The organism is Lutibacter citreus (assembly GCF_003260195.1).
Taxonomy (GTDB): Bacteria; Bacteroidota; Bacteroidia; order Flavobacteriales; family Flavobacteriaceae; genus Lutibacter; species Lutibacter citreus.
This window is the reverse complement of the sequence record NZ_QEIH01000006.1, coordinates 211022-228354: the sequence shown is the minus strand read 5'-3', so window position 1 is coordinate 228354 and position 17333 is coordinate 211022. Positions and strand designations below refer to the sequence as shown.

General features: G+C 32.0%; 9 protein-coding genes. All 9 read left to right on the top strand.

The features are described from left to right. Positions 1-48 precede the first annotated feature (48 nt). The 9 genes from DAD81_RS13890 (at position 49) to DAD81_RS13850 (ending at position 17211) form a co-directional block, all read left to right on the top strand. Positions 49-2118 carry a glycoside hydrolase family 98 domain-containing protein gene (locus DAD81_RS13890; protein WP_111708883.1) on the top strand — a complete coding sequence of 690 codons (2070 nt, stop codon included), beginning with the start codon at positions 49-51 and terminating at the stop codon, positions 2116-2118. Between the two features lie 314 nt (positions 2119-2432). Beyond that, positions 2433-3917: a sulfatase family protein gene (locus tag DAD81_RS13885; RefSeq protein ID WP_111708882.1), complete on the top strand. Its 1485-nt coding sequence runs from the start codon at positions 2433-2435 to the stop codon at positions 3915-3917. An 11-nt stretch (positions 3918-3928) separates the two neighbouring features. Next, positions 3929-5083, top strand: coding sequence for a glycoside hydrolase family protein (locus DAD81_RS13880; RefSeq protein ID WP_111708881.1), 1155 nt, complete (start codon positions 3929-3931; stop codon positions 5081-5083). A gap of 270 nt (positions 5084-5353) precedes the next feature. Continuing rightward, positions 5354-7282 (top strand): FAD-dependent oxidoreductase, encoded by a 1929-nt coding sequence (locus DAD81_RS13875; protein WP_111708880.1) that lies wholly within the window; start codon positions 5354-5356, stop codon positions 7280-7282. A gap of 7 nt (positions 7283-7289) precedes the next feature. Next, positions 7290-8423 carry a hypothetical protein gene (locus tag DAD81_RS13870; RefSeq protein WP_111708879.1) on the top strand — a complete coding sequence of 378 codons (1134 nt, stop codon included), beginning with the start codon at positions 7290-7292 and terminating at the stop codon, positions 8421-8423. 18 nt (positions 8424-8441) lie between these two features. Further along, complete coding sequence (locus DAD81_RS13865; RefSeq protein WP_111708878.1) at positions 8442-9872, top strand: carbon starvation CstA family protein; 1431 nt, start codon at positions 8442-8444, stop codon at positions 9870-9872. 5 nt (positions 9873-9877) lie between these two features. Continuing rightward, entirely contained in the window at positions 9878-12511 is a 2634-nt protein-coding gene (locus DAD81_RS13860; protein ID WP_111708877.1) for a glycoside hydrolase family 2 protein, read from the top strand. A gap of 4 nt (positions 12512-12515) precedes the next feature. Continuing rightward, complete coding sequence (locus DAD81_RS13855; protein WP_111708876.1) at positions 12516-15266, top strand: outer membrane protein assembly factor BamB family protein; 2751 nt, start codon at positions 12516-12518, stop codon at positions 15264-15266. A 421-nt stretch (positions 15267-15687) separates the two neighbouring features. Beyond that, entirely contained in the window at positions 15688-17211 is a 1524-nt protein-coding gene (locus DAD81_RS13850; RefSeq protein ID WP_111708875.1) for a sulfatase family protein, read from the top strand. Positions 17212-17333 lie beyond the last annotated feature (122 nt).

Here is a 17333-nt window from a genome sequence, read left to right as displayed (position 1 = left end):
ACGCCTATACTTGTTAAACTTCAAGAAGGAAAATTAGAATTTTAGAATATGAAAAAAATAGTATTTCTTTTAACCTTTATACTGAGCTTTTACTTAAACGCTCAAAATGGTGTTGAGTTACTTTTTCCAGATAATAACGAAAATCTTACTGATGTAGCAGTTGCATTTAAAGCTAAGATTACTAAAGATGGTCCTTATATTTTACAAGTAAGTAAGCAACAGGACTTTTCTGGTCGAGTGTTAGAACACAAACCTACAGGACATAAGAAGCAGTTTAAAAGTAAAATGGATGTAGTGTATTTCTTAACGTATCAAGGGAAATTACACTCGAATGAAAAATTTTTATTAGATCCTGGAACCTGGTATTGGAGAGTTTCTGGAGATAACGGAACTACATTTAGTGCAACAAGGAATCTAATTGTAAATAATAAACATACGCGAAAAGAACCAGAAAGACTTACGAGTCCAAACAAGCCTCTTTTCCATATGCGTTTAAGATGTAAGGTTTTTGATTTTAATAACCCTGAGGAAGTGTTGGCTAAAATAGTACCTGAGGAATTAAAAGAGTATGTTGTTTTTGATCTTCGCAATACGCTAAGCTCTATTCCAGGTGAGAGATCTGTATATGCATTCGCAAAACTTTTTAATGATGCTGGATATAAATTCTATTATGATTTAGGAAGTCAGTTGCGACCAGATAGAATTGGGTTATTAGGTGAATATGAAAAAATAGCTAGAGAACTACCAAATTGTATTGGAGCATCAATAACCGAAAGGTTTTATGACTATCAGTCAGACGAAGCTAGCAACTCTGTATTTTATGGAGCTCTTGCTATTTCAAAAAAATACGGAAAATCTTTCCAATTGGCAGATATTAATTGGAGAACAGCTAGATGGCCTACTTTTAGTTATAATTTTTATGATGAATTTGAAAAGGAAGGCTACGGAGATTATTTTCATCCCGTATATAAGACAACTAGCCCATGGGGAGCGCATACTTGTATAAGTACGCTACAGGGAATGAAATTATCAGGGATGACTAAGAATATAGGAATCTGGAGCGATGGATGGTGTTGGGAAAAATTTGGAGATGTCGATACTATTGCTCTTGGCGATTTCCTAGAGAAAAGGCATGGTACGGGTGGTCAGAAAAATTTCCCTTACATTCAAAACCTTAAATGGTATATCTACGGAATGACATTTGGAAGTACGGTTTTTGCACTTGAACCTTCTACCTGGGCTCATTACAATACCTGTGAGCCAAATGAATTGTATTCTAGATACTTGTTACCTTTTTATAAAGCGGTTGTCAAAGAGAACATTATACCTAGTGTACAATCAATTAATGATAATTTTAATATTGTAGTAGACCCTAGTCTAAAATCTGGTAAGATGCATGATGGCCCTTGGCTTACTTATATGCCAGGGACTATTTGGAACGACTACTTAACTAATACCTTTGGTATTTCTAAAATTCCAGGATATAATGATGTTGTGAACACAAGTTCAGGAGAGATCATTCAAGCGGCATATTTAGAAGTAATACCTAATACAGATCGATACCCTTCTGGGGTTCCTTTTCTTGCGAAACCAGGAATACCTGCACCGGTAGTTAATGGACGAACACTAGATGTTGTGAAGCTTTCAGAATTACGATCTAAAAAAAATATAGACGAAAAACTCAATAAGTATTATCCAGAAAGTGATAACGAAGCTTATGCTGTGAAAATTGATAAATCTATTTTTGTCTTTAATACTACAGAAAACCATGATATCAGACAAAAGTATACCGTAGATATTAATTGTTCTGGTATTCAATCATTATCGGGTAATATCGATTTAATGAGCTATGTTATGGGTAAATGTAGAACGGATGATAAATCAGTATTTTTTCAAGTGAATGGATATGTTTCAATACCATCATTGCAAGGAGGATTGTACAGCTTGCCTAGTTATCCTTCTGTTATGAAATTTAAGTGTTTAACTAAGCCTGACTTAACTAGTAATGAAATGTCTGCAATCACTAAATCATGGAATAAAGGGAAAAAAGAATTGACAGTAACAGTAGATCATACTAATGCAGGAGCTGTTGATTTTGTTCTTTCTACTAACAAATAGTTTTACCTACTAAAGTATGTTTATCGCTGTCAGACTAGTATGTTGAGAACGAAAATTTCATACTCAATCAGGATTTAGAGAGGGAACTAAGAATATTGGATACATCGAAAATGAACATGTAACTTAGGTTTAAGTATTTGTTATTCTGTTGTTTGTTTAGATATAGAATTAAAAAAGGAGCTTTAAGAAGAATTCTAAGTTTTTACTGATAAAGACATTTATTGAGCCTTAACAGACATTTCATAAACTAAAAGAGACACTATTGTTAAGAAACTTTATTTTCTTCGTGAAATATTATTTTATAAAAAAAACAGATGAAAACAAAAGTATTATATCTAATCGCAATAAGTTGCTTGTTATTAAATACGAGTTGTGTGGCTCAAAAAAAGTCAGATAAAACAGCTAAGAAACCTAATTTGGTTATTATTCATACAGATGAGCATAACTTTAGAACACTAAGTTGTTATCAAAAAATAATGAGTGAAGATCAAGCTTTTGTTTGGGGAAAAGGAAACAATGTAAATACGCCAAATATTGATAAAATTGCAACGGAAGGTGCAATTTGCACAAGTTATTATGCATCGTCTCCGGTGTGTACACCATCTAGAGCATCTTTAGTTACAGGATTGCATCCACAAGCAACTGGAGCGCCAAAAAATGGAATGCATATTCGTGAAGATATCCCAACATTTGCAACTATTTTAAGAGATGAAGGATATTCAACTTCATATGTTGGTAAATGGCATTTAGCAGGTCACGAAAAATATACATTTGGAATTGAGTATAAAGCAGGTTTTGATGATAACCGTTATATGATGCGTGGTGGACACGCTCCTTATTTTCATATAAAAGGTGAAAAATTCAAAGGTATTAATGATAAAGTTGCAGCAAAATTACCTAAGGAAGAAATTATCCATGCCACTGACTTTTTTACTGATAAAACATTAGAAATTTTAGAGCGTGATAAAAACAAGCCGTTTGCATTAATGCTTTCAATTCCTGATCCACATACTCCAGATTATGCAAAGCCACCGTACAATACAATGTATGCGGATATGGATATTCAAGAACCATTAACAATGGATCCGAAATATACAGCAATTAAACCTGCTTGGGCAAAATCTGGAGGGTCAAAACCAGATTCAAATGAGGCAGTTGGTAAACAAGCTTTTGATAGTAAAGCATTGCAACAATATTTTGGAATGGTAAAACATATTGATGATAGTGTTGGTAGAATACTAAAGTTTTTAGAAGATAATGATTTGGTTGAAAATACCATTATAATTTTTACTTCGGATCACGGAGATATGTTTTTTGAGCATAATCGCAGAAACAAAGGAGTACCTTATGAGGCTTCAGCTAAAATTCCTTTTGTAATACGTTATCCAAATAAAATTAAAGCTGGTAAAGTATTAAATACAGCCTATACAAATGTAGATTTTGCTCCAACTATTTTAAATATAATGGGTGTAAATTATTCGGCTAACTTTCAAGGTACTGATACTTCTGAAGATTTTTTAAATTCAAAAAAAGAAATTACAAGTGATAGAATAACATACTTTGCCAAAAACGGTGGATGGTGGGTTTCTGCTGTTAGTGATAGATATAAACTAGTGCTAGACAAAAAAGAAATGCCTTATTTATTCGATTTAGAAAAAGATCCAAATGAGTTGATTAACTTTTATAATAATCCACAATACAAAGAAATTGCTTCAAAAATGCAAAAAGAACTATTTCTTCAAATGAAAAAATTCAAAGAACCTGGGTTAACATCAAATAGACCATATATAATTAAATAATTATAAGGAAAATGAAACATTTTAAAGATGAAATTTTAAGAATTTCATTAGTAGGAATCTATTTGGTTCTAGCCACGTCTTTTGGAATAACTGCCCAATCTAAAAAATCATTAGTAGATTTCTTTCTACCTATGGAACCTCAATCTGATCTTATTTTAAAAGGAACTTGGGGAGATAAAGTTGTTATGCCACGTGATACAGCTAATGGTTTAGAAGATGCTAAACTTAAAAAGTATTGTTATTGGGATGGAAGAATAGTAAAAAGTGATGATGGTAACTATCATATTTATGCAAGTCGTTGGGATCAAAAAATGTCGCATAGTGAAGGTTGGCATTTAGGGTCAAAAGGAATGCACGCAGTTAGTAATAATATTATGGGACCTTATGTTGATAAAGGTTTAATTTACCCTAATTGGAAAGAAGGCATGGGACATAATGTTATTGGATTACGAATGCATGATGGAAGATATGCTGTTGTAACGAGCGAAATTACAGAAGGAGAAGTCTTTGTTTCTAATTCGCCTGATGGACCTTTTAAGTTATTAGGTAAAATTAAGGTTGATCCAAATGGTTTTAATGAAGGTTTAGCAAGGTATCAAAACAAAAAACAGGCGTCATATGGACATATGTCCAATGTTAAAATATTACTGAGACCGGATGGAGATTATATGATTATTGGAAGATCTACCGCGCCAATGTTAAGTAAAAATGGAATATTAGGCCCTTATAAAATAATGGGAGATCGTATTTACAAAAACTACCCTGAATTGCCCCAAACAAAAAATGAAGATCCAACAATATGGTTTAGTGGAGGAATGTATCATATTGTTTATAATCACTGGCCAACAAAAACATCTCATCATTTTTCTTCAATGGATGGAATTTCTGATTGGAAATATAGAGGAATCGCTTTTAAAAAAGAAGAATCTAAAATATTTAAATATACCAATGGTATTATTAACGATTGGCAGTTTATAGAGAGACCAACTGCATATGTAGAAAATGGACATGTAACTCATTTTATTTTTTCTGTGATTGATGTGTTTAAAGGTAAAGATAGAGGTAATGATAATCACGCAAGTAAAATTGTAGTTGTACCTTTTAACGGTAAAGCATTTGATAAACACATGAATAAAATTGTTAAGGCTGAGCGTAGAAAAAACTAAGCGTTAATAGATTTTTTTCTTTGTATTTAATGGTTTAATAGCAGATTATAAGCTATCGATTACATTATTGTTTTTAAGTGCCTTTAATAACAATAATCTATAAAATAGAGGCTTTAAGCTACATTGTTAAGTTTTTGTAATGCTTCTTTTTAGGCTTTCACCCATTAAATCTTCGATATTTGGACTGAGAAGTACATTTATTTTACTTAAACATTACATTGTAATAAAATAATTGATGATTTTTATATAATTGAAACATAAAACCTAAAAATGAAACGTAGAAACTTTTTTAAAACAGGAGCAAAAGGAGCATTAGCCGCAGGATTATTTCCAATTATGGGAGATATTACTGCACAAACTTCAAGTAGTTCAGATAAAAGATTATTTAATTGGAATGAAGGAGTGGAAGGAATTAAAGGAGATCCAATTAGAAGAAAAACACTAAATGTTGATGTTGCAGTTATTGGTGGTGGAATGTCTGGTATTTCTGCAGCCGTTTCCGCAGCTAGAAATGGAGCTAAAGTAGTTTTAGTGCAGGATAGACCCGTTTTGGGTGGTAATGCTTCCAGTGAAATGAGGGTTACTGTTAATGGAGTTTCTAGCTTGCAAAACAAACATAAAGTTGAACGAGAAACAGGTATCGTAGAAGAACTTTTAATTGAAAATTGGCATTACAATCCACAAGAATCTTATCCTGTTTGGGATCACGTTTTATATAACTATGTTATCCGTGAAAAGAATTTAACATTATTATTGAATACTTCAGCATTAAGTGTTGAAATGAATGACGATAAAATTAAATCAGTTGTTTGTAGACAATTAACTACAGAAACAGATTTTACCATAAATGCAGCTATGTTTTGCGATTGTTCAGGTGACGGATTTATGGCCGCATCAGCAGGTGCTGAATTTAGAATGGGACGTGAAGGTAAGGCAGAATTTAATGAGAAATTTGCACCTGATGAGCCAGATGGATGGGTAATGGGAGATTGTTTTATGATGATTACCAAAGACATGGGAAAACCTGTACCTTTTTATGCGCCAGATTATGCTATTCCTTTTGATGCTGAAACAGCTTTTAAAGACAAGCATAGAAAAGTAAAGCAAGTAAAAGAAGGATTTTGGTGGGTTGAATTAAGTAGTAAAGTTGATATTATTGGTGAAAGAGATGAAATTCGTCATAGATTAATGGCGCATTTTTATGGAGTTTGGGACCATATTAAAAATTCGGGAGATTTTCCTGAAGCAGAAAATATTGCGTTGGATTGGATTGGCTCTATTCCTGGAAGAAGAGAATCTCGCAGATTTATGGGAGATTATATTTTAAAAGAAGGAGATCTGTTAGGTAATACTCAATTTAACGATGCTATTGCTTTTGGAGGGTGGAGTTTAGATGAACATTGCCCAGGTGGAATTGAAAATCTTAAAGAACCTGCTAGTTATTTTCACTCTAGATTTAACGAAGTATATCAAGTACCTTTTAGATGTTTATATTCTAGAAACATATCTAATTTATTATTTGCAGGTAGAAATGTAAGTGTTACTCATATGGCACTATCTTCAACTAGAATTATTGGAACTTGTTCTATGATGGGACAAGCAGCAGGAACTGCAGCTGCAATGTGTGCAGAAAAAGGTGTAAATCCAAGAGGTTTATATCAAAAGCATATGAATGAATTGCAAGAGCAATTATTGCGTGATGATTCTTATTTTCCATACCGACCAGCTAATGATCCAAAAGATAAAGCTAAAAAAGTGGCAACTATTTTTGCGTCTTCTACATCTTCTGGAGAGGCTAAATTATTGTTAGATGGTGTGTCACGTGATGAAGTCGATAAAATTCACCATTGGCAATCTGAAGGTTTAAATGAAGAGTTACAGTTAGAATGGAGTAAACCTCAAAATTTAACAAGCGTTGAAATGAAGTTTGATACAAACTTGCAACGTAAAATGATGATGCATAAAGACCCTGAAAAAAACAAAGGACAAATTATTGGAATTCCTCCAGAGTTAATTAAAAATTTAAGTGTTGAAGCTCGAATTAAAGGTGATTGGGTTGAAGTAGGAAAAGTAGAATATAATAAAACGCGATTGGTAAAAGTTAATTTCAATGAAGTTAAAACTACCGCCATTCGTGTTAAATTGAAAGAAACTCACGGAGCAGAAAGTATAAAAATGTTTGAAATACGTTGTTATTAATTAATATATGAATTTCAATAAAATTCTTATTTTGCTATTCTTTCCAATTTGGTTTTTTTTCCAAAATGGAGAGGATAGTTCTTTTTCAAAAATAAAAAAAATTGAACACCAAATAACAGTTGGGCATCCTGGAAATGAGGATAATGGATTGGAACAGTCAATACTTGTTGAGGTTAGAAATAAAAAAGGATTGGCCGTTGAATTCTATATGAACGTAGAATCGGTTATTTGTGTAAAAAGTGTTTGTAAAGTTGTACCTGTTCGTATTTATTGGAACAATTTAGGGGGGTATCAAAAATATGAACTAGATAAAGGTGTAACATTAGAAAAATATGAAGCCGACCTTTTTGAAAAAGAAGATTATGTAAAATTACAAAGTATACTTTCGGATTTAGATTCCCCATTTAAAAATGTAAGAATTGATGAAATTTTAACAGTTGTAGATGAAACGCATAACGATGCTGATGCAGTTTCCGGAGCTACTGCGTTGGAATTAGATGAAGAAGATACTGTACCTGGTGCGGCTTTAACTTGTTTTACACTTTGGCATTGGGCACACGGAGATATTGAAACTATTATTAGAAATTTTGCAGGCGAATCATTAAAAAAACAAAATTTTTTAAAGCTGTTAAATAGTAAAAATGTAGACAAACAATTGTTTGCTGTAGAACAGTTAGATGAACGAAAAATTTATAAAAAAATTCTTATTGAAGAAGTTATTAAACAGACTACAAGCAACAATAAATTATTAAAAACTGCTGTAAATTATTTTGAAAATTCAGATTCTAAAATATATTTTTCGGCAATAAAAAAACTACTTCAAAAAGGAAATGAATCACAAAAAATAGTTTCATTGAATTCCTTATTGAAGTCAGAATTAGTTCCTCCAAAAGGATATTATAATGAATTGAGTTTGCTTATTTCAAATTTAAAATCATACCAAGAAATTTCATTGTTTTTAAGATTAATGAAAAGTAAAAACCCAAACTCTTTAGAAGTAGTATCGCAATTAATACCATTATTAAAAAGTGATTTGTTAATTTCTAGAAATGTGTATTGGTTTTTAAAAAAACAACAATTAAACAAAAACCAAGAACAACAATTAAATATTTTTTATAAAGAATACCAAGATCAACTTTAACCAAAAAACCAACGTATTATGATTACATTTTTAATCTGCATTGCCGTATTAATTGCCGGATATTTTATTTATGGAACTTATGTAGAAAGGAAATTTGGAATAGATGTAAATCGTAAAACACCTGCAATAACAAAACAAGACGGTGTTGATTATGTACCTTTAAAATTGCGAAAAATATTTTTAATTCAGTTTTTAAATATTGCAGGATTAGGTCCAATATTTGGAGCTATTGCAGGAGCGCTTTGGGGACCAGTAGCATTTATTTGGATTGTTTTTGGATGTATATTTGCAGGTTCAGTCCACGATTATTTTTCGGGTATGTTATCTATTCGTCACGATGGAGAAAGTATTCCCGAAATTGTTGGTAAATACCTAGGAAACGGTGTAAAACACTTTATGAGAGTTTTTGCGGTTGTACTGCTTATTTTAGTTGGAGTTGTTTTTGTAAAAGGGCCCGCAACAATTTTACAAGAATTAACAGGAATAAATGCTTCAATTCTAGTTGTGATAATATTTGTTTATTATCTATTAGCAACTATGATTCCTATTGATAAATTAATTGGGAAAATTTATCCAATTTTTGGGTTGTCGTTATTAATAATGGCGGTAGGATTGTTTATTGCATTGTTAACTCAAGGGTATACAATTCCTGAATTAACCCCTGAAAATTTAATTAATATGCATAGCTCACCAGATAAATATCCCATATTTCCTATGTTATTTATAACCATTGCTTGTGGGGCGATTTCCGGATTTCATGCAACACAATCGCCATTAATGGCACGTTGTATTTCAAATGAATCTCACGGGAAAAAAATATTTTTTGGAGCAATGATTACAGAGGGTATTGTAGCTCTTATTTGGGCTGCTGTTGCTATGGCGTTTTTTGGAGGTGTTCGTGAGTTGGGAGAAACTATGGCACAAGAGGGACATAATGCAGCTTGGGTTGTAAATATTATTTGTAATACAATGCTTGGTAAAATAGGTGGAATTCTAGCAATATTTGGTGTGGTTGCAGCTCCAATTACTTCTGGAGATACAGCTTTTAGAAGTGCACGACTTACCATTGCAGATTCATTTAATATCAATCAGAGTAATTTAGTGAAACGATTAATGGTAACTATCCCAATTTTTATAATAGCTATAGGGTTAACTCAAATTAACTTTGCTATTATTTGGAGATATTTTGGATGGTCCAATCAAATGTTAGCGACAGTAGTATTATGGGCAGCTGCCGTTTATATGAAAACTCAAGGTAAGAAATCAGGGTTTATTTTAATTCCAGCAATGTTTATGACAGCAGTTGTAACAACATATATTTTAGTGGCTCCAGAAGGATTTAAATTAAATTATAGATTGTCTTATTCTATAGGAATTACAGTTTCAATATTATTAGGAATGTGGTTTTTATTTTCCAAATCAATTTCTAAAATAAAAGAAGAGAACTAAAAGATATGAAGTTTTTAAAATTAGGATTATTTGTATTATTATTAATAGTAATTTCAAATAGAACAGAAGCACAACAAAAATTTTCTACAGCAGGTTTTTACGAAGTAGAAAATAGTCCACGAAAGGTGTTTAATTTTAATATTGGCTGGCGTTTTTATAAAGGAGATGTTAAAGGTGCAGAAACAATAGATTTTAACGATTCAAATTGGGAAGCTGCAAATTTACCTCACGGATTAGAAATTTTACCAGAAAATGCCAGTGGAGGTAGAAATTACCAAGGGAAGGCTTGGTATAGAAAAGAATTTTCAGTTGAAGAGAGTTCAACTTCCTCAAATACATTTTTATATTTTGAGGCTGTAATGGGAGTCGGTAAAGTATGGGTAAATGGATCATTGGTAGCAGAACATTACGGAGGTTATTTGCCTTTTACTGCTGACATTTCAGAAGTATTGAAAAAAGGAAAAAATGTTGTTGCTGTATTGGCTGATAATAGCGATAGTAAACTATATCCTCCGGGGAAACAACAAGGTGGGTTGGATTTTAGTTATTTAGGCGGAATTTATAGAGATACCTATTTAATTCAAACAAAACCAATTCATATTACACTTACAGAGCTTAGTAAAACAGTTGCTGGCGGTGGTGTTTTTGTTGGAACAAAAGAAATTAAAGGGAATGATGCTAAAATTGGAATTAGAACAGAAATTGCTAATAATTCGAATAAAACACAAACTATAATTGTTAAATCTGTTTTAGAAAATTCAGATTTTAAAGAAATTAAATCAACGCAACAATCGGTTAGATTACAAGCGGGAAAATCCAAACAATTATCAAAAGATTTAAAGGTAGAAAATGTTCATTTATGGCATCCAGATGATCCTTATTTGCATTTTATTAGAACTGATATTATTGTAAATGGAAAAATTGTAGATCAAACAAGAACTCGTTTTGGAATTAGATTGTTCGAAATGAAAGGAGCGGAAGGATTGTTTGTAAACAATAAATATATAGGCAAAAAACTGGTAGGTGTAAATCGTCATCAAGATTATGCGTATGTTGGTAATGCCGTTCCAAATTCAAGTCATTATAGAGATGTAAAACTATTACGCGAAGGAGGTAGTCACATTATTAGAGTTGGTCATTACCCTCAAGACGATGCTTTTTATGATGCTTGTGATGAATTAGGAATGTTAACAACAACAGCAAATCCGGGTTGGCACTTTTTCAATTTTAAAGAAAAGATATTTGAAGAACGTTTATATGAAGATTCTCATAATTTAGTTAGAAAAGATAGAAATAGACCCTCAATTTTATTGTGGGAAACAGCTATTAATGAAACACCTTCTCAGCCAGATCACGCAATGAATAATATGCACAAGGCTGCACATTCAGAATATCCTTTTCCAGGAATGTACACAGTAACAGACTATGAAGAGGCTGAAAAAGGAGGGTTAGATGTGTATTATCATGGGAATTCTAAAACGGTGAATTCGTTTAATAGAGAATTTGGAGATGGTAATGAAGTTGACGATTGGTATTCGCAAAATTCAATTGTACGAGTAAAACGTGAATGGGGAGAAAAAGCAATGCTTGATCAGTCATTAAGACAAGCTCAACAATTATCACAAAGATTTAAAACAGATAAGGTTCGTATTGGTGGTGCAATGTGGGCAGGAATTGACCACCAAAGGGGATACCACCCAGATCCGTTTTTGGGAGGGCATTTAAATGTGTTAAGATTGCCTCGTTATACGTACTATTTGTATCAAAGTCAAAATTCAGCAGATTATAAATTGAAAGGTATTAAAACTGGTGCTATGATTTATAATACAAATGAATTAACGCAATTATCAGGTAGTGATGTTATTATTTATAGTAATTGTGATGAAATAAAATTGACTTGGATGGGAGAAAATTTTGGAACTCAAAAACCATCTACAGACCCAAAATATGATGGTTTACCGCATCCGCCTTTTGTGTTTAAGGATGTTTTCTATTTAGATAAAATTCGTCATAGAAAAGAAGATCAGAGAGGTGCAGTTAGATATATGATTGCTGAAGGTCTTATTAACGGTGAATTGGTTGTGGAAAATGTAAAACCCTATGCCATGAGATCTGAAAAAATAGAATTAAGCATAGCAGATGAAGGATTAGAATTAATAGCAGATGGATCTGATTTTATTCCTATTAGAGCTACCATTGCAGATTTAAATGGAACAAAGAAAGTATTGGCAGAAGAATTTGTTTACTTTGAAGTTGAAGGCCCTGCAGAAGTTATTGGAGGAATTCAAAATATGAGTAACCCAGCTAAATCTTCTTTTGGTATTGCAACTACATTAATAAGAGCTACTAATAAGCCTGGTGTTATTAAGGTTCGTGCCTATGTAAAAGGGTTAAAATCAGATGAAATTACTTTAGAATCAAAACCTTCAAAACAGAAAATGCTTTTTGATGAAAATTATGTTTCAAATTCTAAAAAGGTTAACAAAGATAAAGTAACAATAGAACAAGTTAAAGAAGAAAAATTACCTACAAATATTAAAAAACTTCAAGAAGAAGTTAAAATGTTAAAACTGCAATTAGTTGGTAAAGATCAGCAATTAATGGAATTAAGAAGTAATCCAGAAGGAAATAAAAATTAAACAAATGAGAAAAATTGCATGTTTTTTTGTAATACTTTTTAGTTTACAAAGTGTATTGGCATTTGGAGGAATTCAAAGTGAAGAAACAGATTATACCATCATGAAAGTTAGAATCATGAAGTATAAAAGCAAAACTAGAATTATTGGAACTAGCTATGAAGGTACCGTAGTATGTTATGATTATTCTGGAAAATTACAGTGGAAAAATGAACTTTCTGGTTTTATGAACAACGATATTTATTGTGCAGACATAGACAATGATGGTAAGGATGAGGTGTTAGCTGCAAATGCAGATGGAACTTTATATTGTTTAGATGATAATGGTGAATTATTATGGAAGTTCAAAAAAAACTCAGCACCAATATTAACGGCAACTATGGTAAGTGCACATAAAACCAATTATGTAGTTTGTGGGGGTTATGATAAAAATATTCATTATTTATCTACAAAAGGAACCTTGTTAAAATCTATTCCGTCAGCATCTTATAGTATTGATAAAAAGCATCCAAATCACGCTATAAATTACCTTAGGAAAATTGAACAAAACGGAAAAGATGTTTTGGTAGTATTAAGTGCTTTTAATACAAATTACGATCAAGGTGTATTGTATTACTTTAAACCTTTTGCTGATAAACCGTACCAATCTGCGAAAATGAAAGGTAAAGGAGGCGGAGGTTCTTGCCCAGGGACTTTTTCTGTAAATGATATTATTACTGGAAATACTGAAGTGTTATTAGGAGGAAATGGCTTGGCTAAAATGCAAGTGTCTGTTGCTTCTGCTGAAAAATGCTCGGCTGAAAAAATGGATTTTAAATTTAAAAATGAAAGAAATAGTTTAGGGAAGCCAGGATATAGATTAGCTTCTGTTGAAGCAATTCCCTATAAAAATGGATTCAAATATTATGTGCTTTTTGGAAATAGAATGTTTTTGGTTTCCGCAGAAAAAAATGGAGAAGAAACTGAAATTATTGAAAGTAACTATGCTTTTAATGATATGTGTAAAGATGGAGATAATGGAAAATTAATTTTAGGAAGTGTACAAAGTGGTGGTAGTTGTATTCATATAATTGATTACACAAACGACTCTTGGAAAAAGGAATTTCAAAAATTGGAGCCTTCAGGGAAAATGGCAAAGATTTTAGAAAATACAAAAGAGTTCAGTAAAAAGTTAAAAAAATTCAAAATCCCTAAATGGGAAAATCATAAAGTAGCTGTAAAAGTAATGTCGTCGGGTATAAGTAGTGAAGAGGTGGCAGCTTTATCAGGTGGAAATACTAAAAATTTTATTAACATAGATGGTGTAAAAAAGTTATATCCACATGTTGAAAACTGGGATCGTTCAGGTATGGAAAATAAAGTGTCAAGAGAAACTCGCGACCATCGTAAAAAATATGATTTAACAGGTGGTGAGGCTTTAGCTAGATTCAAAAAAGGATTGGAAGCTGCTCCATCAGGAATTCAATATTGGCAGGGACATGGTAGGGATGTTTATTTTTATTCTTTACCTACAGCTAAAAAAGTAATTGATGCAGCAGGCGATAAAATTGTGATTCCAATTTTGGCGGAATTAGGAGCTCATGATAAAGATGCTGAGTGGATGGTTGAAGATTTTATATATCCATTGGCAGCTCATATGAAAGGAACAAATAGTTTTATTTCTATAAGAAATAAATTTACTTTTTGGCAATCTGTAGTTTATACTCCAATGTGGAAACGACTTGTTTCAGGCGAATTTGCCGATTCTTTTGTGTCATCAATGGAAGAATCAAATAGTAAGGTAATGGATATGAGTATTTCTGGCAGAATAGGACTTTGGGCTGCTGGCTCAATGAATCAGTGGGGAACTCGTTTTACAAGAGACAATCCATGTTATGATCGGTTACGCCAATTATCATATCAAAAAGTACCAAATCATGCATTGAGAATGCTTGTGCATCAAATAGCAAGCGGAGCTTCTGTTGTTCACCACACAACAGTAAATATTAAGTATCAAAAAGTATTATGGGATATGATTTCTTCTGGTATATTATATGTGCCAACAAGAAAAGAAATATTAAGTATTAATCCTGTTCATTTAAGTATGTTAGATCCACATCCTTTATTTCTTAAGGGGGAGGAAGTAAAAGATGTAACTCTTTATGATGAAAAGTTTGAAAAAGAAAACCCAATGGTTGTTGGACGTACTCAAGGTGTTTATGCAGGTGGACCGGTAACTGAGTGGGATTTTTCTAAATATGCAGCTGGAGTTAAAGAGCGTAGATTAGAGTTTTTACCAACCTATCCAAACGGATTGGTATTAACTACACCGCCAGTAGATGAAAAATCATTGAGAGGAACATTAGAAAGTCATTTAAATCCAATTTATAAAAACAATACAACTGAAATTTTTATGGATGGAAAAAATTACTATTCTGATAAAAATAAGACTACAACTTACAGAGCAGATACTTATTACACTACAGTTAAAAAAGCCATTGAAGAAGGTGCTAAAAAATTACCTTTAACAGTTAATGGACGTGTAGCGTGGGTTACGGCGCAAACAGCACCAAAACACTTAAGATTAACCTTAGTTGATGGTGGTTATGTGAACCCAAATGATAGAATTGCAATAATTAATTTTCATACGGCAAAAGTGAAAAAAATCACCAATTTAATAACAAATGAAGAGTTGAAATTTAACAAGGAAAATGCTACAGTAGCTGTTCCTTGCGGTTTGTTTGTGTTTTTAGATATTGAATTGAAAGAAGCGCTTTAAAGTGTTTTAAACATAAAGTATAGCAGTAGTTATAAGAAAAATAGTACTCCTACTAGTTACTTTGATTTTATTAATGTATAGAAGTTATGTTGTTATATACACTTTTTAAAAACCTGGTGGGTTTCTGCTGTAAGTAACAGGTGTAAATTAGTTCTTGATAAAAAGGAGAAGCCTTATTCGTTCAAATGAAAAATTTAAAGAGTTGGTTTAAAAATGAATAGACCCTACATTTAAAATAATACGTAGTTTTTTATGAATTAATTGTGTAAGTGAAAGAATAAAATGAGTAATCTAAGATTAAAAAACAGTTATAAATTGCAAATTAAAAGGGGCTTTAAACTATAAAGGACAAGTTTTTTATCTATAACAACAAATCAAGTTGTAGGAAAGGTATTTTTGTTAGTGTATTAATAAATTAAAGATGTATAAAAATTTCTATATTGTTATTGTAAGTTGTTTATTATTGTCGTGTGGAGGTAATAATTCAACAAAAGAAAAAATTGTAAAAAAACCAAATATTCTTTGGATTGTGGCTGAAGATCTTTCACCTTTTATGGGCTGTTATGGCGATTCGATTAACAAAGGTCATACACCTGTAATTGATAAATTTGCTTCAGAAGGAGTTTTGTTTAATAGAGCTTATTCAACTGCGCCGGTTTGTTCAGCCGCAAGGTCAGCATTTATTACTGGGAAAATGGCAACAACTATAGGTACGCATAATCATAGGTCTAGTAGATTTACGGATGGGGAAATTGTTCCGGAAGAATTACAAATTAAGCTACCTGAAGGGATGAAAACAATTCCTGTGTTAATGAAAGAAGCTGGTTATTTTACATTTAATAGTGGTAAGGATGACTACAACTTTAATTACGATAGGAGAGCTTTGTATGATGTTGGTACAAAAGAAGATTATGTTGCTGGTATGAACGGTTGGCAAGGGAATATGGCAATTGATTATATGACGGTAAAAGACTATGTTTGGAGCTCTAGACCAGATAAAAACCAACCTTGGTTTGGGCAAGTTCAAATAATGGGAGGGAAAAAAGACGCTAAATATGTTCGTGAAGGTGAAAGGTTAGCTGTTAATGATGTTCCTTTGCCTCCTTATTTTCCAAATATTCCATCACAACGCAAAGCTTGGACAGAGCATTACAATGCAAATAGAGGTTCTGATGTTACTGTTGAACATATTTTAGATCAATTAAAAGCCGATGGCGAATTAGAAAATACTATTATATTTTTCTTTTCCGATCACGGAAGTCCATCATCTTTACGTCATAAACAATTTTGTTATGAAGGTGGAATGTTAGTGCCATTAATGATAAAAGGAAATAATAAGGCTTTAAAAGCTGGAACTGTAAGAAACGATTTAGTTTCACTACTAGATGTATCTGCAACAACACTATCATTAGGGGGTGCAAAAATGCCAGATTATTTAGACGGTCAAGATTTATTTGCTGAAAATTACAAAGAACCAAAATATGTTGTTGGAGCAAGAGATCGTTGTGATTATACTATTGATAGAATTAGAACAGTAGTTTCTGAAGATTACAGATATATTAGAAATTTCTTTCCAGATAGACCAATGATGCAAGCAGGTTATAGAGATTTAAAACCTATTGTTACTGATTTAAAAAAATTACATAAAGAAGGAAAATTATCACCTTATCAAGATAAACACTGGTTTGGAATTAGACCAACAGAAGAATTATATGATCTTAAAGCTGATCCAAACCAAATGAATAATTTGGTAAATGACCCTAAATATGCAACTGTTGCAAAAGATCACAGAGATTATTTAGAAAATTGGATAAAAGAAACAGATGATCAAGGTCAATATCCTGAAGCTTCAGCACAATTAAAAGCCACATATGATATGTGGAAAGACAGACCTCGTTTTAGAGATGCAAAAATAAATCCTGAATACGATCAGTTTAAAAAATAAATTTTCATTTCAAATATTAAATAAAAAAGGGGGAGCCATTTAGGTTTTCCTTTTTTTTATGCTTTGTAAGCCAGATTTATAAGGTAGTTATTAAGAAATGTATCTTTCAGTAAAAAGAGAAG

Coding starts and splice junctions, on each gene's coding strand:
- DAD81_RS13890 (WP_111708883.1), top strand. CDS start 49: ATGAAAAAAATAGTATTTCTTTTAACCTTTATACTGAGCTTTTACTTA.
- DAD81_RS13885 (WP_111708882.1), top strand. CDS start 2,433: ATGAAAACAAAAGTATTATATCTAATCGCAATAAGTTGCTTGTTATTA.
- DAD81_RS13880 (WP_111708881.1), top strand. CDS start 3,929: ATGAAACATTTTAAAGATGAAATTTTAAGAATTTCATTAGTAGGAATC.
- DAD81_RS13875 (WP_111708880.1), top strand. CDS start 5,354: ATGAAACGTAGAAACTTTTTTAAAACAGGAGCAAAAGGAGCATTAGCC.
- DAD81_RS13870 (WP_111708879.1), top strand. CDS start 7,290: ATGAATTTCAATAAAATTCTTATTTTGCTATTCTTTCCAATTTGGTTT.
- DAD81_RS13865 (WP_111708878.1), top strand. CDS start 8,442: ATGATTACATTTTTAATCTGCATTGCCGTATTAATTGCCGGATATTTT.
- DAD81_RS13860 (WP_111708877.1), top strand. CDS start 9,878: ATGAAGTTTTTAAAATTAGGATTATTTGTATTATTATTAATAGTAATT.
- DAD81_RS13855 (WP_111708876.1), top strand. CDS start 12,516: ATGAGAAAAATTGCATGTTTTTTTGTAATACTTTTTAGTTTACAAAGT.
- DAD81_RS13850 (WP_111708875.1), top strand. CDS start 15,688: ATGTATAAAAATTTCTATATTGTTATTGTAAGTTGTTTATTATTGTCG.